Here is a 20,468-nt window from a genome sequence, read left to right on the forward strand (position 1 = left end):
CATGATGAAAGGTGGCATGGCCGGCCTGATGAAGCAGGCGCAGCAGATGCAGGAAAAAATGGCCAAGATGCAGGAAGAACTGGCCAACGCCGAAGTCACCGGTAAGGCCGGCGGCGACATGGTCACCGTGGTGATGACCGGTCGTCACGACGTCAAGAGCGTGAGCATCGACCCAAGCCTGGTCGAAGGCCTGAGCGAAGACGACAAAGAGATGCTGGAAGCCGTGGTCGCCGCCGCCGTCAACGACGCCGTGCGCAAAATCGAAGCCAACAGCCAGGAAAAAATGGGCAGCATGACCGCTGGCATGAACCTGCCAGCGGGTATGAAACTGCCATTCTGATTCGCCTTTGGGCGGCAGATGAGCTACACAAAATGCCAGGCATTGCGCCTGGCATTTTTGTTTCTGCCTGATGGACATATGCCGGCTGGACTGACGCCTTCGCGAGCAGGCTCGCTCCCACATTTGGAATGCATTCCCCTGTGGGAGCGAGCCTGCTCGCGAATGAAGTCACCTCGGCACAACTGAAGAAACATCGAACACACCACCGCTACCAAGGTCTGCTCCCTATACACCGAATTCCCCATTCACAGGAGACGCTGACATGTCCGACCCTCTCACCCTCAATCAACGCTTCGTCCTCGCCTCGCGCCCGAGCGGCGCGCCGACCCCGGAGAACTTTCGTCTGGAGCGCGAGGCGCTGCCGGATCTGCAGGACGGTCAGGTGCTGTTGAAAACCCTGTACCTGTCGCTCGACCCGTACATGCGCGGACGTATGAGCGACGCACCGTCCTACGCTGCGCCAGTGCAAATCGGCGAAGTCATGACTGGCGGCGCGGTCAGCCGGGTCGAGCAGTCCAATCACCCGAAATTCCACACCGGTGATCTGGTGGTTGGCGCCACCGGTTGGCAGAGCCACAGCATCAGCGACGGTCGCAACATCATGCCGATCCCGGCCGGCCTGCCGAGCCCGTCGATGGCCCTCGGCGTTCTGGGCATGCCGGGCATGACCGCGTACATGGGCCTGATGGACATCGGCCAGCCGAAAGAAGGCGAAACCCTGGTGGTGGCTGCGGCGTCCGGCGCCGTCGGCTCGGTGGTCGGGCAAGTGGCGAAGATCAAAGGCCTGCGCGCGGTCGGCGTGGCCGGTGGGGCCGAGAAGTGCAAATACGTCGTTGAGGAGCTGGGTTTTGATGCGTGCATCGACCACAAGGCCGATGACTTTGCCGAGCAACTGGCCAAGGCCTGTCCCAACGGCATCGACATCTATTACGAGAACGTCGGCGGCCATGTCTTCGACGCGGTCGTGCCGTTGCTCAATCCCAAGGCGCGCATCCCGTTGTGCGGCCTGATCGCCGGCTACAACGCCGCCGAAGCGCCAACCGGCCCGGATCGCCTGCCGATGCTGCAACGCACGCTGTTGACCAAGCGTGTGCGTATTCAGGGCTTCATCGTCTTCGACGATTACGGTGATCGTCAGCCGGAATTCATCAGCCACATGGTGCCGTGGGTACGCGACGGCAAGGTGAAATTCCGCGAGGACGTGGTCGAAGGCCTAGAGCAGGCGCCCGAGGCGTTCATCGGTCTGCTGGAAGGGCGCAACTTCGGCAAACTGGTGGTCCGGGTCGCCCAGGACTGAGGATTTGACGCTGGCCAGAGGCGCGGGTATAAACCGCGTCTCGTTGTTTAGTCGGACTGTTTACCCATGAGCTTCAGCCCCTTGATTCGCCAACTGATCGACGCTCTGCGCACCTTGCCAGGCGTGGGTCAGAAAACCGCTCAGCGCATGGCGTTGCAGTTGCTCGAACGTGATCGCAGCGGCGGTACCCGTCTGGCCCAAGCCTTGAGCCAGGCCATGGAAGGCGTCGGCCATTGCCGCCAATGCCGCACGCTGACCGAAGACGATCTGTGCCCGCAATGCGCCGACCCGCGCCGCGATGACACGCTGCTTTGCGTAGTCGAAGGGCCGATGGACGTTTATGCGGTGGAGCAGACCGGCTTCCGTGGCCGCTATTTCGTGCTCAAGGGGCACTTGTCGCCGCTGGATGGCCTGGGGCCGGAAGCGATCGGTATTCCGCAACTGATGGCGCGGATAGAAGAGGCGGGGACTTTTACCGAAGTCATCCTCGCCACCAACCCGACAGTGGAAGGCGAGGCGACGGCGCACTACATCGCGCAGTTGCTCAACAACAAAGGCCTGGTCGCCTCGCGGATTGCCCATGGCGTGCCGCTGGGCGGTGAGCTGGAGCTGGTCGACGGCGGCACGCTGGCGCATTCGTTTGCCGGGCGTAAACCTATCTCCCTGTAAGTCTCTATCGCCCTTTCGGGCCACATCGCTGGCAAGCCAGCTCCCACAGTGTTGGATGTGACCCACAGCATATGTGTCCACACCGAACCCTGTGGGAGCTGGCTTGCCAGCGATGGCCGCGCTGCGGTCGATCTGATTCACACAATTTCATTGATAACCAAGCAAGCGCTCGGTTAACGTCGGCGAACCCTTCCGTGGAGCTCGCCCATGCCTGCCTTTCAGGAATACTTCGACCCCAGCCACCAATTGGTCCGTGACAGCGTCAGACGTTTCGTCGAACGCGAGATCCTGCCGGACATCGATCAGTGGGAAGAAGCCGAAAGCTTTCCCCGTGAGCTGTACCTCAAGGCCGGTGCGGCGGGCATTCTCGGTATCGGCTATCCCGAGGCGCTCGGCGGCAGCCATGAAGGCGATCTGTTCGCCAAGGTCGCTGCCAGTGAAGAGTTGATGCGCTGTGGCTCAGGCGGGCTGGTAGCGGGGCTGGGGTCGCTGGATATCGGTTTGCCGCCGATCGTCAAATGGGCGCGGCCTGAAGTGCGAGAGCGGGTCGTCCCCCAAGTGCTCAGCGGTGAGAAAATCAGCGCCCTGGCGGTGACCGAGCCCGGCGGCGGTTCCGACGTCGCCAACCTGCAAACCCGCGCCGTGCGTGACGGCGACTTCTACCGGGTCAGCGGCAGCAAGACCTTTATCACCAGCGGCGTTCGCGCGGACTTCTACACTGTCGCGGTGCGTACCGGTGCGCCGGGATTTGGCGGCATCAGCCTGCTGTTGATCGAAAAGGGTACGCCGGGTTTCAGCGTTGGTCGGCAGTTGAAGAAAATGGGCTGGTGGGCGTCGGACACCGCTGAATTGTTCTTCGATGACTGCCGCGTGCCGGCAGGCAACCTGATCGGCGCCGAGAACATGGGCTTCGCCTGCATCATGGGCAATTTCCAGAGCGAACGCCTGGCGCTGGCATTGATGGCCAATATGACTGCGCAATTGGCGCTGGAGGAGAGCCTGAAGTGGGCGCGCGAGCGTGAGGCGTTCGGCAAACCCATCGGCAAATTTCAGGTGATCAAACATCGCCTCGCCGAAATGGCCACGGCGCTGGAAGTGTCGCGGGAGTTCACTTACCGGCAAGCAGCGAAAATGGCGGCGGGGCAGAGCGTGATCAAGGAGATTTCCATGGCGAAGAACTTCGCCACCGACACCTCGGACCGGATCACCACCGAAGCCGTGCAGATCCTTGGCGGGCTCGGTTACATGCGTGAAAGCCTGGTGGAGCGGCTGTATCGGGATAATCGCATTCTGTCGATTGGCGGCGGAACGCGGGAAGTGATGAACGAAATCATCAGCAAGCAGATGGGGCTCTAAGTCCTGCGGTGTAGCTGCCGGCCCCTTCGCGAGCAGGCTCGCTCCCACAGTTGAAATGCATTCCCCTGTGGGAGCGAGCCTGCTCGCGAAAGCGGCCTGTCAGACGCTGCTTATTTATCGGTCAACGCAAACTGCGTCAGGCAAAACGTCGGAATGCCCATGTCCTGCAAGCGCTGCGAGCCTTGCAGCTCTGGCAAATCAATGATCGCCGCCGCTTCATGCACCCGCGCGCCCATGCGGCGAATCAGGTTGGCTGCTGCGATCAGCGTGCCGCCGGTAGCGATCAGGTCATCGAACATCACCACCGAATCGCCTTCACACAGGCTGTCGGCGTGCACTTCCAGAAACGCTTCGCCGTACTCGGTCGCATAACCTTCGGCCAGTACGTCCGCCGGCAGTTTGCCTTGCTTGCGGAACAGCACCAGCGGCTTGTTCAACTGATAGGCCAGCACCGAACCGATCAGAAAACCACGGGCATCCATTGCGCCAATGTGGGTGAAGTCGGCTTCGACGTAGCGGTGGGCGAAGCTGTCCATCACCAGGCGCAGGGCCGTCGGCGACTGGAACAGCGGGGTGATGTCGCGAAAGATCACGCCCGGTTTCGGGAAGTCGATCACGGGGCGGATCAGGGATTTGATGTCGAAGGAGTCGAAGACCATCGGGGTGTCCTGGCAGGGCTGCAAACGGCGCAGTATACCCGCGGCTGAAACGATTCGCTCAACCGCGGGTCGTGATCAGCCTTCGATCGAGCCGCCGGCCAGCGCACACAGCTGGATCGGGTCGAGGATGTGAATCTCTTTGCCCTCGGCGGCGATCAATTCGTTCTGCTGGAAACGGGTGAACACCCGCGACACGGTTTCCACCGCCAGGCCCAGGTAGTTACCGATCTCATTGCGCGACATGCTCAGACGGAACTGATTGGCCGAGAAGCCGCGAGCACGGAAACGTGCCGACAGGTTGACCAGAAAAGTAGCGATGCGCTCGTCAGCGGTCTTCTTCGACAGCAGCAACATCATTTGCTGGTCGTCGCGGATCTCGCGGCTCATCACCCGCATCAACTGGCGGCGCAGTTGTGGCAATTGCAGCGCGAGTTCGTCGAGGCGTTCGAAGGGAATTTCGCAGACCGAAGTGGTTTCCAGCGCCTGGGCCGAGACCGGGTGTTTTTCGGTGTCCATGCCCGACAGGCCAACCAGTTCGCTTGGCAGGTGGAAGCCGGTCAGTTGCTCTTCGCCGGCATCGCTCAGGCTGAAGGTCTTCAGCGCGCCGGAGCGGACTGCATAAACGGAATCAAAGGTGTCGCCCTGGCGGAACAGGAACTCGCCCTTCTTCAGCGGGCGGCCGCGTTTAACGATTTCGTCGAGCGCATCCATGTCTTCCAGATTCAGAGAAAGTGGCAGGCAGAGCGGGGCCAGGCTGCAATCCTTGCAGTGGGCCTGGTTGTGAGCGCGCAGTTTGACTGGCTCGGACATTTCTTCAATCCTTGTGGGAAAACACACATAAGCCGTAAGGGTAACCCACGGGAGGACATTCAGGCCAGCACGCGGCGGCGTTGTCCTACAGACATAAAGCCGCAGCACCGCCGGCCGATAACCCACTATCAGTACTCATCCAAGGAAGGCCCCGATGACCGCCATTGGCACGCTAAGCCCCGGTAGCAGCGGCATTGCTGCTTCGCCGGAGGTAACCGGTCCCGACGCTGCAATCGACCGCGACGACGCCTTGTCGAATACGGCAACCCCGACCTTGGTCGAGGGCGTCAAAGTGTCGCTGTCCGGCGCGGCCATCGCCAAATCCGCCGCTGTCGGCGGCGAAAACAGTGACATCGACAACAGTGGCTTGCCGGAGAACATCCAGCAGTTGCTGAAGATGATTCGCAAGATCCAAAAAGAAATCATCGAGAAAAAAGCGCGCATGGCGGCGGTCATGTCAGACAGAACCCTCTCCAACGAGGAAAAGATCAACAAGCTCGCCGCATTACGTGGCGCCATCGCCGCCCTCAACAGCGGCCTGATCACCGCCAACCTTTCCTTGTCGAAGGTCATGAACCAGTCGGCGCTCAATCCTGACCAGAACCTCAAGGTCGGCTCGTTGCTGACCAAGCCTTAAATCACTCGGGAGAAACGCTGGCGGTTCTGCTGCTCCAGGTACGCATCGAAGACCATGCACACCGAGCGAACCAGCAATCGACCCGCCGGCAACACCTCGATGCGCTCGCGCTCAAGCCTGATCAGGCCATCCTCGGCCATACCTTGCAACTGCGGCCACAGCGCGCCGAAATAGCCCTGGAAATCGATGTTGAACTGCTGCTCGATCTCGGCGAATTCAAGTTTGAAATTGCAGATCAGTTGCTGAATCACTGCGCGGCGCAAGCGGTCGTCGGCGTTGCACACCAGGCCGCGACTGGTCGCCAGCTGCGCGCTGTCCAGGCTGTTCTGATAGGCAGTGAGGTCGCTGTTGTTCTGGCAGTACAAATCGCCGATCTGGCTGATCGCCGACACCCCCAGACCAATCAGGTCGCAATGGCCGTGGGTGGTATAGCCCTGAAAGTTGCGCTGCAGGGTGTGTTCTTCCTGAGCGATCGCCAACTCGTCATCGGGCAGGGCGAAGTGATCCATGCCGATGTAGCGGTAGCCGGCAGCGGTCAGTTGCTCGATGGTGCGCTGGAGCATCTCCAGTTTGTGCGCAGGGCTCGGCAAGTCGAGACTGTTGATCCGCCGTTGCGGCATGAAGCGTTCTGGCAGGTGTGCGTAGTTGAATACCGAGAGGCGATCCGGTTGCAGACTGATCACTTCCTCGACGGTGCGGGCGAAATTGTCGGGCGTCTGCTTCGGCAGGCCGTAGATCAGATCGATGTTGATCGAGCGAAATTGCAGGGTTCGCGCCGCATCGATCACCGCGCGGGTTTCTTCCAGACTTTGCAGGCGATTGACCGCACGCTGCACCGCCGGGTCAAGGTCTTGCAGGCCAATGCTGACCCGATTGAAACCCAGTTCGCGCAGCAGGCCCATGGTCGACCAGTCAGCCTCGCGCGGGTCGATTTCGATGCCGTAATCGCCCGAGTCATCGTTGAGCAGATTGAAATGCTTGCGCAGGTGCGCCATCAACTGACGCAACTCGTCGTGGCTGAGAAATGTCGGTGTGCCGCCACCGAAATGCAGTTGCTCGACGGTTTGCGCCGGGTCGAGGTGGCAGGCAATCAACTGGATTTCCTGCTCGAGCCGTTGCAGATAAGGCTGCGCACGGCCGCGATCCTTGGTGATGACCTTGTTGCAGGCGCAGTAGTAGCAAATGTTCGCGCAGAACGGCACATGCACGTACAGCGACAGCGGCCGCTGCGCCTTGCGGCTGTCGCGCAGGGCGTGGAAAAGGTCGAAAGTGCCGACCTGACCGTGAAATTGCACGGCGGTCGGGTACGAGGTGTAGCGTGGCCCCGCCAGATCGTAGCGGCGGATCAGATCAGAGTCCCAACGAATGGCGTCGAGCATGCGGGCATTCCCCCGGATAGGCTGGCAGTGTGGCGAGTCTAGGGGAGGGCGTTACAGGGCATCTTGATTTGCATCAACGGCGAGGATTTGTGTTGTTCGTGCGGGCGTCTTCGCGAGCAGGCTCGCTCCCACATTGGATTTGCAGCGTACTCAAGACCTGTGGGAGCGAGCCTGCTCGCGAAGGCCGCCCCACACATTTAATGGCCCATGAGCCAATGCTGATGCGGGCCGGGAAGGGTCCACAGGCCAAACAGGATCACCAGCAAGCCACCCGCCATGCGCACGCTGCGTTTGCGCAGGATCGCGGTGACCCGTTCAGCCGCCAGCCCGGTGGCGAGCAGCACCGGCCAGGTGCCGAGGCCGAAAGCGAGCATCAGCAACGCACTGTCCAGCGCATTGCCCTGACTCGCGCTCCACAGCAAGGTGCTGTAAACCAGCCCGCACGGCAGCCAGCCCCACAGCGCACCGAGCAGCAAGGCGCGGGGCAGGCTGGAAACCGGCAGCAAGCGATTCGCCAGCGGTTGAATGAAGCGCCACAAGCCACGCCCGAGCGCTTCGATACGGGTGAGCCCGCTCCACCAACCGGCCAGGTACAAGCCCATGGCAATCAGCAGCAACCCGGCCAGTACGCGCATGAACAGCGCCGCCGGGCTGTTGGCGACTGCCCAGCCGGCGAGGCCGATGAGCAATCCCGCCGTGGCATAACTGAGAATCCGCCCGAGGTTATACGCCAGCAACAGACGAAAGCGCCGGCTGCGCTGCTCCTTGGGAATCGCCAGGGTCAGCGCGCCCATCAGGCCGCCGCACATTCCCAGACAGTGGCCGCCTCCGAGCAGGCCGAGGATCAGCGCCGAGACCAGCAGGGGCGCCAGTTCAAGCATGGGGCGGCACCTTGTCGTCCGGTTTGCCGGCGTTGGCTTCGTCCACCGCGGCGGTGTGGTTGGGGTCCTGATCGTCAAAAAGGATGCTGTGTGCCGGGCCGTCGAGGTCGTCGTACTGGCCGCTGTCCACCGCCCAGAAGAAGATGTACACGGCGATGGCGACGATGAGCAAGGCAGCGGGAATCATCACGTAGAGAGCTGGCATCGGTAACTCCAGGCCCGCGCGGCTCAGGCCGGCAGCGGGCGGGTTTGGGTCGGGCTGCCGGCGGCCGGCGCGCTCGGCAGGCGAGTCAGGCGCAGGGCGTTGAGCACCACGGTCAGCGAACTGATCGACATGCCGACCGCCGCCCACACCGGAGTGATCCAGCCGAGGGCGGCGAACGGCAACATGAGGCCATTGTACAGCGCTGCCCACAGCAGGTTTTCGATGATTACCCGGCGCGTGCGTCGCGCCAGCGCGAAGGCCTGTACCAAGGCGTCGAGGCGGTTGGACAGCAACACCGCATCGGCGCTGGTTTTCGCCAGATCGGTGGCCGAGCCCATGGCCACGCTGATATCGGCCGCAGCCAGCACCGGCACGTCGTTGACGCCGTCACCAAGCATCAACACTTTGCGTCCTTCCTTGTGCAGTTGTTGCAGCACTTGCAGTTTGTCATCGGGGCGCAAGCCGCCACGGGCCTCGTCGATGCCCAGTTCGGCGGCGACACTGGCGACCATCGGCGAACTGTCGCCGGACAATAGCAAGGTGCGCCAGCCCCGCGCTTTGCAGGCCGCGAGCAGGGCGGGAGCGTCGTCACGCAGACGATCATCGAGCACTAGCCACGCCAGCGGCCCGTGGGTGTCAGCGAGCAGCAGCCATTGACCGGCTTCATCGGGCATCGACGGCAGCGCCGCGCCGCTGAGGGCACAGGCAAATTCGGCCTGACCGATGCGCAAGCGTTGCTCACCGACCACGCCTTCAAGGCCCAAGCCGGGTGTGCTGTGCACGTCCTCAGCGGCCAGCGGCGCACGGCCGAAAGCGCGGGCAATCGGGTGTTCCGAACGGTTTTCCAGCGCAGCGGCAAGGCTCAGGCATTGCTCGCTGTCGAGCCTGCCGAGCGGGCGAATCGAGCGCAGCACCAAGCGGCCTTCGGTGAGCGTACCGGTCTTGTCGAAAATCACCGTGTCGATCTGGTTCAAGCCTTCCAGCACATGGCCGCGTGTCAGCAGCAGGCCGAGTTTGTGCAGGGTACCGGTGGCGGCGGTGAGGGCGGTCGGCGTCGCCAGTGACAGCGCGCACGGGCAGGTCGCCACCAGCATGGCGAGAACGATCCAGAACGCCCGCGCTGAGTCCAGCTGCCACCACAGCAGGCCGATCACTGCCGCCGCAATCAGCGACAGCAGCAAAAACCATTGCGCGGCGCGGTCGGCGATTTCGGCCAGACGCGGTTTCTCCGTCTGAGCGCGATCGAGCAGGCGCACGATCGCGGAGAGACGCGTGTCCTGTCCCAGCGCCTGCACTTGCACGGTCAATGCGCCTTCGACGTTGAGCGTGCCCGCAGTGACCGCATCACCGAGCGTGCGTGGCTGTGGCAGGTATTCGCCAGTGAGCAGCGATTCGTCGATGCTCGACTGGCCATCGATGATCTTGCCGTCAGCCGGCAGAATCGAGCCCGGCTGCACCAGAATCCGCTCGCCTACGCGCAACTCGCTGAGCAGGATGCGTTCGCTCTGGCCATCGCTATCCAGGCGCAGGCACGAGGCCGGTAACAGGTTGACCAATTGCGCGGTGGCGGCAGCGGTGCGTTCGCGGGCGCGGCGTTCCAGATAGCGTCCGGCGAGCAAAAACAGCGCGAACATACCGACCGCATCGAAGTACAGCTCGCCGACCCCGGTGATCGACGTCCAGATTCCGGCGATGTAAGCGCTGCCGATCGCCAGCGACACCGACACGTCCATGGTCAGGTGGCGGGTACGCAAATCGCGCATTGCGCCTTTGAAGAACGGCGCGCAGCTGTAGAACACGATCGGTGTGGTCAGAAACAGCGCGACCCAGCGCAGGATCGTGTGCAGCTCGGGACTGAGGTCGATGTTGAATTCCGGCCAGGTGGCCATGGTCGCCATCATCGCCTGAAACCACAGCAACCCGGCGACGCCGAGCTGGCGCAGGGCCAGGCGATTCTCGCTGGCCAATTGTTCGCTGGCACGGTCGGCCTGGTACGGGTGGGCGGCGTAACCGATTTGGCGCAGCTCGGCGAGGATCTGGCTCAGCGGCAATTGTGCGTCGGCCCAACACACGTGCAGGCGATGGTTGGACAGGTTCAACCGCGCTTCGGCGACGGCGGGCAGGGTGCGCAGGTGTTTCTCGATCAGCCAGCCGCAAGCGGCGCAACTGATGCCTTCCATCAACAAGGTGGTTTCGGCCAGATCGCCTTCGTGGCGCACGAAGGGCTGCTGCACGTCGGCGCGGTCGTACAGCGCCAGTTCATCGCTCAGTTGCACCGGCAGCGCTTCGGGATTGGCCGACGCTTCGCTGCGATGCTGGTAATAGCTTTCCAGACCACCGGCGACGATGGCTTCGGCTACCGCCTGACAGCCCGGGCAGCAGAACTCGCGGGCCTGCCCGAGGACGACGGCGGTGAAGCGGCTGCCGGACGGGACGGGCAGGGCGCAGTGGTAGCAGGGGATTGGGGTGGTCATGGCATTGATGAGGGTGTGAGCTCTTGCATTGGGAGTGTTCGCTTGCCCTCACCCCAGCCCTCTCCCGGAGGGAGAGGGAGCCGATCGATGTGAGCCTGAAGAGCGGCTTCAGTCGCCGACATTGTCACTGTCATACGCCCCGCTTCCAAGCAACCGAGATCAGTCCCCTCTCCCTCCGGGAGAGGGCTAGGGTGAGGGGCTCTTGATTTTGATTCACTTCTTCAGATCTTCCGCACCCTGCAATGGCTCATCACCCAGCAGCAGTTCCTTGTCATGACTGACCAGTTCTTCTTCAAACATGCGCCACACGTGCTCGTCCTGGCTGCCGAGCAACTCGACAAAGCGCCGCCCTTCGACCTTGTCGCTCAACTGGCCGATGTAGCGCCCGCTCTCGCTGCCACTGCGGGTCAGAACGATCTTGCGATCCTTCTCCGGCTGGGTTGGCGAGATCAGGTTCAGCTCCAGCGTTTGCGGCTGGCTGTCACCGTTCAAGCGCAAGTCGACTTCCCCGGTCACATCATCCAGATGCACCGCTGCACGCAGCTTCAGGGTTTGCGCCAGCAACTCGCGATCCAGTGAACGGTTGATGCCTTTGCCTGCTTCGTAATAGTTGTCGTTGACCAGATTGTCCGGGTTGTTCACCGCGATGGTCACCATCGACAGGGTCAAGGCCACCGAGCAGGCCAGAATCGCGATGATGATCCACGGCCAGAGGTGCTTGTACCAGGGACTTGCGGCGTTTGCAGCGGGCATGTTCAAAATTCTCTCAACGGATTTGTGGGCCGATGAATCGGCTCTTGGCTTCAACGTGGACGCTGTCGTCATCGGCGTCCTTGAGGATGAATTTCACCTCGTTGGTGCTCGATGGCAGTTGTTCCGGTGCGCTGGACAATTCGACCGGCATGCTGACGATATCCCCGGCGGCAACCTTGATCTCGCGCTTGCCTTGCAGGCGCAGGTCCGGCAGGCCCTCGGCTTGCAGCAGGTAAGTGTGGTCGCGCTGATCCTTGTTCATGATCTTCAGGCTGTAGACGTTCTCGATCCGGCCTTCAGCGTTTTCGCGGTACAGCACGCGGTCTTTGCTGACGTCGAAGCCGACCAGCGAACGCATGAAGAACGCGGCGACCAACAGGCTGATCATCGCCAGCAGCACCACGGCGTAGCCGATCAGGCGCGGTCGCAGTTTATGGGTTTTCTGCCCGGAGAGGTTGTGTTCGGTGGTGTAGCTGATCAGCCCGCGCGGGTAATCCATCTTGTCCATGATGCTGTCGCAAGCGTCGATGCACGCCGCGCAGCCGATGCATTCGATCTGCAGGCCATCGCGGATGTCGATGCCGGTCGGGCAGACCTGCACGCACATCGTGCAGTCGATGCAGTCACCCAGCCCCAGCGCCTTGTAGTCGATGCCTTTCTTGCGTGGGCCACGACTTTCGCCACGGCGCGGGTCGTAGGAAACGATCAGCGTGTCCTTGTCGAACATCACGCTCTGGAAGCGCGCATACGGGCACATGTAGATGCACACCTGCTCACGCAACCAACCGGCATTGCCGTACGTGGCGAGGGTGAAAAAACCGACCCAGAAATACGACCAGCCATCAGCCTGGCCGGTGAAGAACTCGATGACCAGTTCGCGGATCGGCGAGAAGTAGCCGACAAAGGTCATGCCGGTGACAAAACCGATCAGCAGCCACAGCGAATGCTTGGCCAGTTTGCGCAGGAATTTGTTGGCGCTCATCGGCGCCTTGTCGAGCTTGATGCGCTGGTTGCGGTCGCCTTCGGTGACCTTTTCGCACCACATGAAAATCCACGTCCACACGCTCTGCGGGCAGGTATAACCGCACCAGACACGCCCGGCATAGACAGTGATGAAGAACAGGCCGAACGCGGCAATGATCAACAGGCCCGAGAGCAGGATGAAATCCTGTGGCCAGAAAGTCGCGCCGAAGATGAAGAACTTGCGCTCCGGCAGGTTCCACCACACCGCCTGATGACCGCCCCAGTTCAGCCACACCGTGCCGAAATACAGCAGAAACAACGCCGCACCGCCAAGCATCCGCAGATTGCGGAACAGGCCGGTGAAAGCCCGGGTATAGATTTTTTCTCGTGAGGCATAAAGATCGACGCTGTTGTTCGCGTTCTTGCTCGGTGGCGTGACGTCGTGTACCGGAATCTGATTGCTCATCATTGCATCCCACGGCAGTGGAAAAATGCCTCGGTCGATACGTGCCAACCGAGGTCAAAAAGGCTGTTGCAGTAGCGCGATGATACGCCTGCCGCTCCGGCTCAAGGGTGCGACCTTTGGTCGCGTTGGGTAAAAAATGCGGATGGTGTAGCGATTGCGCAAAAGCCTGACGCAGATCAATTGACTTGTTGAGTATGGACGCTTTTGCCAAAGTGGCTAGTTCATCCTTTCAATTGTTTGTTCACGCCACTGCCGTTGATTTCGCAAGTTGAATAACACCCGTGATTGTTTTCGTCCAGGCGACAACTCAGGCCGGACGCTACGGGCTTCTATTGATTCGTATGTTGTAAGTTGTTGGGTCTGAAATATATTCACTCGATTGTTGTAGGTGAAGGCTTTGAAGTTTTCGCGGTATTCGAATAAGTTCTGTTCGCGCGAAACTTCTTTTGCGTACCGAAAATTAATTGAAATGGAATTTCAAGCATGGCTTTGAATAAATTCATGAGCACCTTTATGGGTGCTTGTCTGGTAGCTTCGGCTATTACCGCTCAGGCTACAACTGGCATGCCGAAACATATGGTCTTTGCTTCGGATACTCAATATCCGTGGACAGACAAGACTGATATCCGCGAGCCCGAATCGGATTCAGAATTCACGGCGCGCTCGAAATGGCTGATTGAAACCCAACTTGCAAGCATTGCCGAATTCAGAAATCTACACGGCTCCCAAGCGCAGGTTCCTTTGATGATCAATGGCGATATAACCGCTTTTGGTCATGGCTGGCAGCGCTCGTTCATGAAGGATTCGCTGAACAGGCACTTCAAGGGTGAATATCTTTACGGCTTGGGTAATCACGACTATGAAAACAATGTTGATGATTGCTTTACCAATAACTGTGCTGCAGGAAGTATTGTCGAGTTCAAAGAACATCATGAAGGTAAAGTCGATAACTTTGATCTGAAAATCACTGACGGTTTTCTGAGCAGGACGTATGCCGGTAGTCTCGCCTATTCGAAAAATATCGGCGAAGTGCATATGGTTCAGCTTAATAACGAGCCGACCTACACCACCCGGATTGCTCATCCGTTGAACCCGACAACGTTCGAAATCAACGACGCACTGGACTGGCTCGAGACCGATCTGCGACTGGCGCGAGCGTCGGGCTACGCCATCATTATCAATATGCATAAACCCTTGCGGCACCAGGGCAGCCCCGAGCAGAAGAAGCGTTTCCATGACATGGTCAACAAGTACCAGGTGACGGCCATTTTCGCCGGCCACCTGCATACCGAGGGAGGAAGTTCCTACTGGGAAGGCAGCGTCCCCATGTATCTCAGCGGAAGCACCTCTCAGCAAACCTACCTGACTGCGAATTTCACCGAGGATCGCAAGCATTTGCAGATCTATCTGGTGAAGAACAACCAGTGGCGTGAGCGGACGCTGATCGATACCACGGTTGTGCATTCAATCTTTGCCCAACGCCCATGAAAAAAGCCCCGCCGGTGATAGGGCGGGGTGTTCAGCAGTCAGTTATTGGCAGCGATCCATGGGTTGATCAGATTGACGCCGCTGAGTTGAAAGTCCGCAATGTTGCGAGTTACCAGCGTAAGCCCGTGCACAAGCGCGGTGGCGGCGATCAAGGCGTCGCATTCACTGCTGCGGTCGGGAACATGCAATCGTGCGCACCGGGTGGCGACGCTGGTATCGACAGGCAGGATTCTTCCAGAGAACGCCGGTTTGACGTGATGTTCCAGCCAGTTGCGCAGCAGCTGGCCTTGTGAAGGGTCACGACGTTCGATACGCAGGGCGCCCGTTTCCAGTTCCAGCACAGTGATTGCAGATAGATACAGGCTGGCTGGGGAAACGCTGTTTGCCCATTTCACCACATGCCTGTCGGCTTGTTTTTTCCGCAGCTCGGAAACTACATTGGTATCCAGTAGGAACATCAGGAAAGGTCCACGCTGCGAGGAGTGATTACAGCGCGCTCGGGTTCGAATTCGATTTCAAGCGCATTCGGCATCGCCAGCAGCTCAACGATGCTGGTCTCGCAACCGGTCAGTTTCTGGTACTCCTCAATGCTGAGCAATACGTGGGCAGGCCTGCCTCGGTCAGTAATGATTACTGGACCTTGACGCGTGGCTTTTTTGGCTGCACTGGTGTCCTGATTGAACTCGCGGCTGGAAATGGTGGTGATGGCCATCATGTTTGGCCTCCAGAAATTCTGATGTAGGAACGTTACTATTTTGAGGTTTTCACCGCAATCGAAAAGGCAGGTCGGGGACGATCGGTTTGTCAATTTCATAAGGGCACCGGCGAAGGCGCCTCCCGCCAAGGCGTGAGGCACTGGATACAGGGCGTAAATTCGGTGTTTTTGCTGCCCTTGTCAGAGCAATCTACCGCCGCCGAGGCCGTCGAGTCCGCCACCGTCGCCGGGGCTGTTCATGGTTTGCTGCGATACCTCGAGTAACGGTTTCACAGATGTTCGTTCGAACCCTGCCCTATGGGTAGAGCCGGGTTGAGGCTGATTTTGCAGTGCGCTTTGGTGATCTTTCGACATTGGGCTTCATCCTTGAAGTGGACCCGATATGGATTATCGGGGCGAAAAAAACCTACCGTGCATCGCAGCTCAGGTCCATTGAGCAAGCGTTTCGAATCATGAATGCCAGCATGAAAAAAGGCCCCGCCAATTCCCATTGGCGGGGCCTTTTTTGCTTCAAGCGTTGGCCTTACTCAGCCTTCGCCTCCGGTGCTTTTTCACCGTGAGACAGGCTGTAAACATACGCCGCCAGCAGGTGCACCTTGTCATTGCCCTGCAGTTGTTCCTGCGCAGGCATCTGGCCCTGACGACCGTAACGGATGGTCTGCTGCAGTTGCGCGAAGCTCGAGCCGTAGATGAATGCGCCCGGATGGGTCAGGTCGGGCGCACCCATGGCCGGCGTGCCTTTGCCGGCAGGGCCGTGGCAAGCCACGCAGTTGGCGGCGAAGAGTTTCTGGCCGTTGGCCGGGTCGGCCTTGGTGCCTTCCGGCAATTTACGGCCGTCGAGATTGGTCACCACGTAAGCAGCCACATCGGCCACGCCTTGCTCACCGATCACTTCCGCCCACGCCGGCATCACCGCGTGGCGGCCGCCCATGATGGTGGTCTTGATGGTTTCCGGCTCACCGCCCCAGCGCCAGTCGGCGTCGGTCAGGTTGGGGAAGCCATAGGCGCCCTTGGCGTCGGAACCGTGGCACACCGAGCAGTTGGACGCGAACAGACGGCCGCCCATCTTCAGTGCTTGCGGATCCTTGGCGACTTCCTCGATCGGCATCGCCGCGAACTTGGCGAAAATCGGACCGAAGCGCGCGTCCGAACGGGCCATTTCCTTTTCCCACTCGTGGACGCCGGTCCAGCCAGTCTGGCCGTTGGCGAACGCGGTCTGTTTCTCGGTATCCAGATAGTTGTAGCCCGGCAGCAGACCTTTCCAGTTGCCCAGACCCGGGTACAGCACCAGGTAGCCCAGAGCGAACACGATAGTGCCGACGAACAGCATGAACCACCATTTCGGCAGCGGGTTGTCGTACTCCTCGATCCCGTCGAAGGAGTGGCCGACCGTCTCGTCCGTCTGTTCGCTGCGTTGGCCCTTGCGGGTCGACAGCAGCAGCCAGGTCAGGGCGAAGATCGTACCGAGACTGAGGACTGTGACGTACAGACTCCAGAATGTAGTCATTCTTTGTTACTCCTAGAAGCTTGCTCGACGTGCTTGATGGCTTCGGGATCATCCGCAAAAGGCAGCATGGTCGCGTCGTCAAACTCCGACTTGCGCTTGGGGCTGAACACCCACAAGGCCAGACCGATGAAGGCCACCATCACGACCACGGTGCCCAGGCCTCGAATCATCCCGATATCCATCAGATTCACCGTTTGCTTTTGATGATGGTGCCCAGGCCTTGCAGATAGGCCACCAGCGCGTCCATTTCGGTTTTGCCCTTCACGGCATCCTGTGCACCGGCGATGTCTTCGTCGGTGTACGGCACGCCGAGGGTGCGCAAGACTTCCATTTTTTTCGCGGTTTCCTTGCCGTCGAGCTTGTTTTCCACGAGGAACGGGTAAGCCGGCATTTTCGACTCGGGGACCACGTTGCGCGGGTTGTACAAGTGCGCACGCTGCCAGTCATCGGAGTAACGACCGCCCACACGGGCCAGATCCGGGCCGGTACGTTTGGAGCCCCACAGGAACGGGTGGTCCCAGACGCTTTCACCGGCGACCGAATAGTGGCCATAGCGTTCAGTTTCAGCGCGGAACGGGCGGATCATCTGCGAGTGGCAGCCGACACAACCGTTGGCGATGTAGACGTCGCGGCCTTCCAGTTCCAGCGCCGAACGTGGCTTCATGCCCTCGACCGGCTTGTTGGTGACGTCCTGGAAGAACAGCGGAACAATTTGGGTCAGGCCACCGACGCTGACGGCGATGACCATGAAGAAGGCCAGCAGGCCAATATTCTTCTCGACAGCTTCATGCTTCATCAGTGAGCTCCAACGACGGCAATCTTGGCGGCGGCTTCGGCTTCAACCGGATCCGACGCACGGACAGTGCGGTACACGTTGTAAGCCATCAGCAGCATGCCGCTGGCAAAGAAAGCACCGCCCAGCGCGCGGACGATGAAGCCCGGGTGGCTGGCCTGCAGCGCTTCGACGAACGAGTAGGTGAGGGTGCCGTCATCGTTGATTGCACGCCACATCAGGCCTTGGGTGATGCCGTTGACCCACATCGACGCGATGTAGAGCACGGTGCCGATAGTGGCAAGCCAGAAGTGCGCATTGATCAGCCCGGTGCTGTGCATCTGCGCGCGGCCGAACAGTTTCGGGATCATGTGGTAGATCGCGCCGATCGAGATCATCGCTACCCAACCGAGGGCGCCGGCGTGTACGTGGCCGATGGTCCAGTCGGTGTAGTGCGAGAGCGAGTTGACGGTCTTGATCGCCATCATCGGCCCTTCGAAGGTCGACATGCCGTAGAACGCCAGCGACACCACGAGGAAGCGCAGGATCGGGTCGGTGCGCAACTTATGCCAGGCGCCCGACAGGGTCATCATGCCGTTGATCATGCCGCCCCAGCTTGGCGCCAGCAGAATTATCGACATCGCCATGCCCAGCGATTGTGCCCAGTCCGGCAGGGCGGTGTAGTGCAGGTGGTGCGGGCCGGCCCAGATGTACAGGGTGATCAGCGCCCAGAAGTGCACGATCGACAGACGATAGGAATAGATCGGGCGTTCGGCCTGTTTCGGCACGAAGTAGTACATCATCCCGAGGAAACCGGTGGTCAGGAAGAAGCCCACCGCGTTGTGGCCATACCACCACTGGATCATCGCGTCAGTGGCACCGGAGTAAGCCGAATACGACTTGAACAGGCTGACCGGCAGCGACATGTGGTTGACGATGTGCAGCATCGCGGTGACAACGATGAACGCGCCGTAGAACCAGTTGCCGACGTAGATGTGCTTGGTTTTGCGCTTGGTGATGGTGCCGAAGAACACCAGACCGTAAGTGACCCAGACAATTGCCAGCAGAATCGCGATCGGCCATTCCAGCTCGGCGTATTCCTTGGTGGTGGTGTAACCCAGCGGCAAGGTAATGATTGCGCCGACGATCACCGCTTGCCAGCCCCAGAAGGTGAAGGCAGCGAGGCTGTCGGAAATCAGTCGCGTCTGGCAGGTTCGCTGCACGACATAGTAGGAAGTGGCAAACAGTGCACAACCGCCGAAGGCGAAAATCACCAGGTTTGTGTGCAACGGGCGCAAGCGTCCAAAGCTCGTCCACGGCAGACCGAAGTTCAGTTCCGGCCAGACCAGTTGCGAGGCGATGAAGACACCGAGCCCCATGCCAAGGATCCCCCAGACCACCGTCATGATGGCGAACTGGCGGACTACCTTATAGTTATAAGCAGTCGGACTGATTGCTGTGCTCATTCTAAGGTTCCACGGTTTGGGTATTTTTATAGGGATAAAATCGGCCGCAAGTATGTATAAAGCAGGGGGTCATTGCAACGCGCCATGACCTGGGTCAATGCTTTCCAACGCTGATTCTGCGGCCTTTCCATGCGCCGCGTAGGGTCAAAAATGGCCTCTGACAAAATGTCGCAGTGCGCGTAAAAAGCTCGCAATCCTGATCGCCGTCAACGGTGCCCGTTCACAGGTCGTGATCGGGAAATTGCGGGCAATCGGCGCAACAGCCGTTATCTACCTGCGTTTGCGGCGAATCCATCAACCGGTTCACGGCGCGCATCGTTCGGGATTGATCTGGAAACCGACTTCAGCCGGTCCGCTTCGATGAAGCGTAGACCCGAATCCGGGGTTCCGAAAGGAGAGGATCCAAGGGGTGCGACAATGCGTCGCAAAGGGACGGGAAACTGCCGCAGCGAGAAAGCTGCGGCAGTGGTGTACGCAATTGCTATTTCTTGTTGTCTTCAGTTATCAGTTTTTCTGTGTTCAATCCGTGGCTCAGGCTGTACACATAAGCGGCGAGCAATTGCACTTTATCGTTGCCCAGCAATTCGTTCTGCGCTGGCATATGCCCCTGACGACCATGGCGAATGGTCTGTTCCAGTTGAGTCAGGCTGGTGCCATAAATGAAGCCGGCCGGATGGGTCAGGTTTGGCGCGCCCATCGCCTCAGTGCCCTGGCCGGTGGCGCCATGACAGGCAACGCAAGTGGTACTGAACGCTTGCTGCCCGGCTTGCAGATCTGCCTTGCTGTCGGCAGGTAGCGGCAGGCCCGCCAGTTCGTGGCGCACATACGCGGCAACGTTTTTCACCCCGGCCTCACCGAGCACTTCGCCCCAGGCCGGCATTGCCGCCATGCGGCCGCCCATGATGGTGGTCTTGATCGTCTCGGCATCGCCGCCCCAGCGCCAGTCGCTGTCGGCAAGGTTAGGGAAGCCGAACGCACCCTTGGCATCCGAGCCGTGGCACACCGAGCAATTGGAGGCGAACAGACGACCGCCCATTTTCAGCGCCTGCGGATCCTTGGCCACTTCTTCCAGCGGCATCGCCGCGAATTTGGCGAAGATCGGCCCGAACCGGGCGTCCGCCTTGTTCATTTCCTTTTCCCATTCGTGCACGCCGGTCCAGCCATCCTCATAGCCGGGCAGGATGCCTTTCCAGTTGCCCAGGCCCGGATAGAGAATCAGATAACCCACCGAGAACACCAGCGTGCCGGCGAACAGCATGAACCACCACTGCGGCAGCGGATTGTCGTACTCCTCGATGCCGTCGAAGCTGTGGCCCATGGTCTGGTCGACGCTGCCCTTGGTCTCGCCCCGACGGGTGCCGATCAGCAACCAGGTCAGGCCGATCAGGCTGCCAATGGTCAGTACGCAGATCCACGTACTCCAGAAGGTGGTCATGGCCGGGTACTCCTTGTTTCAGGGGCTGAAATTGTTTCGGGTAGTGGCTCGTCGGCGAACGGCAGCAGGCGTGCTTCGGCGAATTCCGGGGTGCGCTTGCGGTTGAACACCCACAAGGTCAAACCGATGAAGGCGACGAACACCACGACCGTGCCGAGGCCGCGGATCAGGCCTGCACTCATTTCAATGACCATGG

The 20,468-nt window shown here is 60.2% G+C and carries 22 protein-coding genes; 6 read left to right on the forward strand and 16 right to left on the reverse strand.

Annotated features, from left to right (window positions below; genetic code table 11):
- Window position 1: 1 nt before the first annotated feature.
- The 4 genes from AB4N85_RS04265 to AB4N85_RS04280 all read left to right on the forward strand — a co-directional run bounded on the left by AB4N85_RS04265 (window position 2) and on the right by AB4N85_RS04280 (window position 3,662).
- On the forward strand, window positions 2-340 hold the full coding sequence (locus AB4N85_RS04265) for a YbaB/EbfC family nucleoid-associated protein (protein ID WP_003223337.1): 339 nt from the start codon (window positions 2-4) through the stop codon (window positions 338-340).
- 262 nt (window positions 341-602) lie between these two features.
- Window positions 603-1,637 (forward strand): NADP-dependent oxidoreductase, encoded by a 1,035-nt coding sequence (locus tag AB4N85_RS04270; RefSeq protein WP_150741393.1) that lies wholly within the window; start codon window positions 603-605, stop codon window positions 1,635-1,637.
- Between the two features lie 66 nt (window positions 1,638-1,703).
- A complete protein-coding gene (gene recR / locus AB4N85_RS04275; RefSeq protein WP_016773861.1) occupies window positions 1,704-2,306 on the forward strand; it encodes a recombination mediator RecR in 603 nt (200 codons plus the stop codon).
- 207 nt (window positions 2,307-2,513) lie between these two features.
- Window positions 2,514-3,662 carry an acyl-CoA dehydrogenase family protein gene (locus AB4N85_RS04280; RefSeq protein WP_122602422.1) on the forward strand — a complete coding sequence of 383 codons (1,149 nt, stop codon included), beginning with the start codon at window positions 2,514-2,516 and terminating at the stop codon, window positions 3,660-3,662.
- Between the two features lie 110 nt (window positions 3,663-3,772).
- On the opposite strand, the gene AB4N85_RS04285 is transcribed toward AB4N85_RS04280, so the two are convergent.
- Entirely contained in the window at window positions 3,773-4,321 is a 549-nt protein-coding gene (locus AB4N85_RS04285; RefSeq protein ID WP_024012326.1) for an adenine phosphoribosyltransferase, read from the reverse strand.
- A 75-nt stretch (window positions 4,322-4,396) separates the two neighbouring features.
- Window positions 4,397-5,131, reverse strand: a complete 735-nt coding sequence (fnr, locus tag AB4N85_RS04290; RefSeq protein WP_016773865.1) for a fumarate/nitrate reduction transcriptional regulator Fnr — start codon at window positions 5,129-5,131, stop codon at window positions 4,397-4,399.
- A gap of 154 nt (window positions 5,132-5,285) precedes the next feature.
- On the opposite strand from fnr, the gene AB4N85_RS04295 reads away from it, so the two are divergent.
- A complete protein-coding gene (locus AB4N85_RS04295) occupies window positions 5,286-5,768 on the forward strand; it encodes a hypothetical protein (RefSeq protein WP_016773866.1) in 483 nt (160 codons plus the stop codon).
- On the opposite strand, the gene hemN is transcribed toward AB4N85_RS04295, so the two are convergent.
- The 6 genes from hemN to ccoG all read right to left on the reverse strand — a co-directional run bounded on the left by hemN (window position 5,765) and on the right by ccoG (window position 12,889).
- The gene (gene hemN, locus AB4N85_RS04300) at window positions 5,765-7,147 is read right to left on the reverse strand and encodes an oxygen-independent coproporphyrinogen III oxidase (RefSeq protein ID WP_252869090.1); all 1,383 of its coding nucleotides are present in this window, start codon (window positions 7,145-7,147) and stop codon (window positions 5,765-5,767) included. The genes AB4N85_RS04295 and hemN overlap by 4 nt on opposite strands.
- Before the next feature lie 197 nt (window positions 7,148-7,344).
- Entirely contained in the window at window positions 7,345-8,028 is a 684-nt protein-coding gene (locus tag AB4N85_RS04305; protein WP_016773868.1) for a sulfite exporter TauE/SafE family protein, read from the reverse strand.
- The gene (ccoS, locus tag AB4N85_RS04310) at window positions 8,021-8,233 is read right to left on the reverse strand and encodes a cbb3-type cytochrome oxidase assembly protein CcoS (RefSeq protein WP_016773869.1); all 213 of its coding nucleotides are present in this window, start codon (window positions 8,231-8,233) and stop codon (window positions 8,021-8,023) included. The genes AB4N85_RS04305 and ccoS overlap by 8 nt, the downstream gene beginning before the upstream one ends.
- A 23-nt stretch (window positions 8,234-8,256) precedes the next feature.
- Complete coding sequence (locus AB4N85_RS04315; RefSeq protein WP_252869091.1) at window positions 8,257-10,707, reverse strand: heavy metal translocating P-type ATPase; 2,451 nt, start codon at window positions 10,705-10,707, stop codon at window positions 8,257-8,259.
- A 213-nt stretch (window positions 10,708-10,920) separates the two neighbouring features.
- The gene (locus tag AB4N85_RS04320; protein ID WP_056784237.1) at window positions 10,921-11,460 is read right to left on the reverse strand and encodes a FixH family protein; all 540 of its coding nucleotides are present in this window, start codon (window positions 11,458-11,460) and stop codon (window positions 10,921-10,923) included.
- A 13-nt stretch (window positions 11,461-11,473) separates the two neighbouring features.
- Window positions 11,474-12,889 carry a cytochrome c oxidase accessory protein CcoG gene (gene ccoG / locus AB4N85_RS04325; RefSeq protein ID WP_073474016.1) on the reverse strand — a complete coding sequence of 472 codons (1,416 nt, stop codon included), beginning with the start codon at window positions 12,887-12,889 and terminating at the stop codon, window positions 11,474-11,476.
- Window positions 12,890-13,372: 483 nt separating this feature from the next.
- Here ccoG and AB4N85_RS04330 point away from each other — a divergent pair, with 483 nt between their 5' ends.
- Entirely contained in the window at window positions 13,373-14,377 is a 1,005-nt protein-coding gene (locus tag AB4N85_RS04330; RefSeq protein ID WP_252869092.1) for a metallophosphoesterase family protein, read from the forward strand.
- A gap of 38 nt (window positions 14,378-14,415) precedes the next feature.
- Here the strand turns inward: AB4N85_RS04330 and AB4N85_RS04335 are convergent, their stop codons facing one another.
- The 8 genes from AB4N85_RS04335 to AB4N85_RS04370 all read right to left on the reverse strand — a co-directional run bounded on the left by AB4N85_RS04335 (window position 14,416) and on the right by AB4N85_RS04370 (window position 20,466).
- Entirely contained in the window at window positions 14,416-14,835 is a 420-nt protein-coding gene (locus AB4N85_RS04335; protein ID WP_252869093.1) for a type II toxin-antitoxin system VapC family toxin, read from the reverse strand.
- A complete protein-coding gene (locus AB4N85_RS04340; protein WP_056786773.1) occupies window positions 14,835-15,089 on the reverse strand; it encodes a type II toxin-antitoxin system Phd/YefM family antitoxin in 255 nt (84 codons plus the stop codon). The genes AB4N85_RS04335 and AB4N85_RS04340 overlap by 1 nt, the downstream gene beginning before the upstream one ends.
- A 526-nt stretch (window positions 15,090-15,615) precedes the next feature.
- Window positions 15,616-16,599, reverse strand: a complete 984-nt coding sequence (ccoP, locus tag AB4N85_RS04345) for a cytochrome-c oxidase, cbb3-type subunit III (protein WP_150635810.1) — start codon at window positions 16,597-16,599, stop codon at window positions 15,616-15,618.
- Window positions 16,596-16,781: a CcoQ/FixQ family Cbb3-type cytochrome c oxidase assembly chaperone gene (locus tag AB4N85_RS04350; RefSeq protein WP_016775513.1), complete on the reverse strand. Its 186-nt coding sequence runs from the start codon at window positions 16,779-16,781 to the stop codon at window positions 16,596-16,598. The genes ccoP (AB4N85_RS04345) and AB4N85_RS04350 overlap by 4 nt, the downstream gene beginning before the upstream one ends.
- A 5-nt stretch (window positions 16,782-16,786) precedes the next feature.
- Window positions 16,787-17,395 (reverse strand): cytochrome-c oxidase, cbb3-type subunit II, encoded by a 609-nt coding sequence (gene ccoO, locus AB4N85_RS04355; protein ID WP_007917161.1) that lies wholly within the window; start codon window positions 17,393-17,395, stop codon window positions 16,787-16,789.
- Window positions 17,395-18,837, reverse strand: a complete 1,443-nt coding sequence (gene ccoN / locus AB4N85_RS04360) for a cytochrome-c oxidase, cbb3-type subunit I (protein WP_024012334.1) — start codon at window positions 18,835-18,837, stop codon at window positions 17,395-17,397. The genes ccoO and ccoN overlap by 1 nt, the downstream gene beginning before the upstream one ends.
- Before the next feature lie 481 nt (window positions 18,838-19,318).
- Window positions 19,319-20,272: a cytochrome-c oxidase, cbb3-type subunit III gene (gene ccoP, locus AB4N85_RS04365; RefSeq protein WP_252869095.1), complete on the reverse strand. Its 954-nt coding sequence runs from the start codon at window positions 20,270-20,272 to the stop codon at window positions 19,319-19,321.
- Window positions 20,269-20,466 (reverse strand): cbb3-type cytochrome oxidase subunit 3, encoded by a 198-nt coding sequence (locus AB4N85_RS04370; protein WP_024012336.1) that lies wholly within the window; start codon window positions 20,464-20,466, stop codon window positions 20,269-20,271. Before AB4N85_RS04370 ends, ccoP (AB4N85_RS04365) begins: the two co-directional genes overlap by 4 nt.
- Window positions 20,467-20,468 lie beyond the last annotated feature (2 nt).

The organism is Pseudomonas sp. H1_G08, from assembly GCF_054681355.1.

Excerpts from the sequence above, each read along its gene's own strand:
- AB4N85_RS04265 (WP_003223337.1), top strand. The coding sequence starts at position 2 with ATGATGAAAGGTGGCATGGCCGGCCTGATGAAGCAGGCGCAGCAGATG.
- AB4N85_RS04270 (WP_150741393.1), top strand. The coding sequence starts at position 603 with ATGTCCGACCCTCTCACCCTCAATCAACGCTTCGTCCTCGCCTCGCGC.
- recR (WP_016773861.1), top strand. The coding sequence starts at position 1,704 with ATGAGCTTCAGCCCCTTGATTCGCCAACTGATCGACGCTCTGCGCACC.
- AB4N85_RS04280 (WP_122602422.1), top strand. The coding sequence starts at position 2,514 with ATGCCTGCCTTTCAGGAATACTTCGACCCCAGCCACCAATTGGTCCGT.
- AB4N85_RS04285 (WP_024012326.1), bottom strand. The coding sequence starts at position 4,321 with ATGGTCTTCGACTCCTTCGACATCAAATCCCTGATCCGCCCCGTGATC.
- fnr (WP_016773865.1), bottom strand. The coding sequence starts at position 5,131 with ATGTCCGAGCCAGTCAAACTGCGCGCTCACAACCAGGCCCACTGCAAG.
- AB4N85_RS04295 (WP_016773866.1), top strand. The coding sequence starts at position 5,286 with ATGACCGCCATTGGCACGCTAAGCCCCGGTAGCAGCGGCATTGCTGCT.
- hemN (WP_252869090.1), bottom strand. The coding sequence starts at position 7,147 with ATGCTCGACGCCATTCGTTGGGACTCTGATCTGATCCGCCGCTACGAT.
- AB4N85_RS04305 (WP_016773868.1), bottom strand. The coding sequence starts at position 8,028 with ATGCTTGAACTGGCGCCCCTGCTGGTCTCGGCGCTGATCCTCGGCCTG.
- ccoS (WP_016773869.1), bottom strand. The coding sequence starts at position 8,233 with ATGCCAGCTCTCTACGTGATGATTCCCGCTGCCTTGCTCATCGTCGCC.
- AB4N85_RS04315 (WP_252869091.1), bottom strand. The coding sequence starts at position 10,707 with ATGACCACCCCAATCCCCTGCTACCACTGCGCCCTGCCCGTCCCGTCC.
- AB4N85_RS04320 (WP_056784237.1), bottom strand. The coding sequence starts at position 11,460 with ATGCCCGCTGCAAACGCCGCAAGTCCCTGGTACAAGCACCTCTGGCCG.
- ccoG (WP_073474016.1), bottom strand. The coding sequence starts at position 12,889 with ATGAGCAATCAGATTCCGGTACACGACGTCACGCCACCGAGCAAGAAC.
- AB4N85_RS04330 (WP_252869092.1), top strand. The coding sequence starts at position 13,373 with ATGGCTTTGAATAAATTCATGAGCACCTTTATGGGTGCTTGTCTGGTA.
- AB4N85_RS04335 (WP_252869093.1), bottom strand. The coding sequence starts at position 14,835 with ATGTTCCTACTGGATACCAATGTAGTTTCCGAGCTGCGGAAAAAACAA.
- AB4N85_RS04340 (WP_056786773.1), bottom strand. The coding sequence starts at position 15,089 with ATGGCCATCACCACCATTTCCAGCCGCGAGTTCAATCAGGACACCAGT.
- ccoP (WP_150635810.1), bottom strand. The coding sequence starts at position 16,599 with ATGACTACATTCTGGAGTCTGTACGTCACAGTCCTCAGTCTCGGTACG.
- AB4N85_RS04350 (WP_016775513.1), bottom strand. The coding sequence starts at position 16,781 with ATGGATATCGGGATGATTCGAGGCCTGGGCACCGTGGTCGTGATGGTG.
- ccoO (WP_007917161.1), bottom strand. The coding sequence starts at position 17,395 with ATGAAGCATGAAGCTGTCGAGAAGAATATTGGCCTGCTGGCCTTCTTC.
- ccoN (WP_024012334.1), bottom strand. The coding sequence starts at position 18,837 with ATGAGCACAGCAATCAGTCCGACTGCTTATAACTATAAGGTAGTCCGC.
- ccoP (WP_252869095.1), bottom strand. The coding sequence starts at position 20,272 with ATGACCACCTTCTGGAGTACGTGGATCTGCGTACTGACCATTGGCAGC.
- AB4N85_RS04370 (WP_024012336.1), bottom strand. The coding sequence starts at position 20,466 with ATGGTCATTGAAATGAGTGCAGGCCTGATCCGCGGCCTCGGCACGGTC.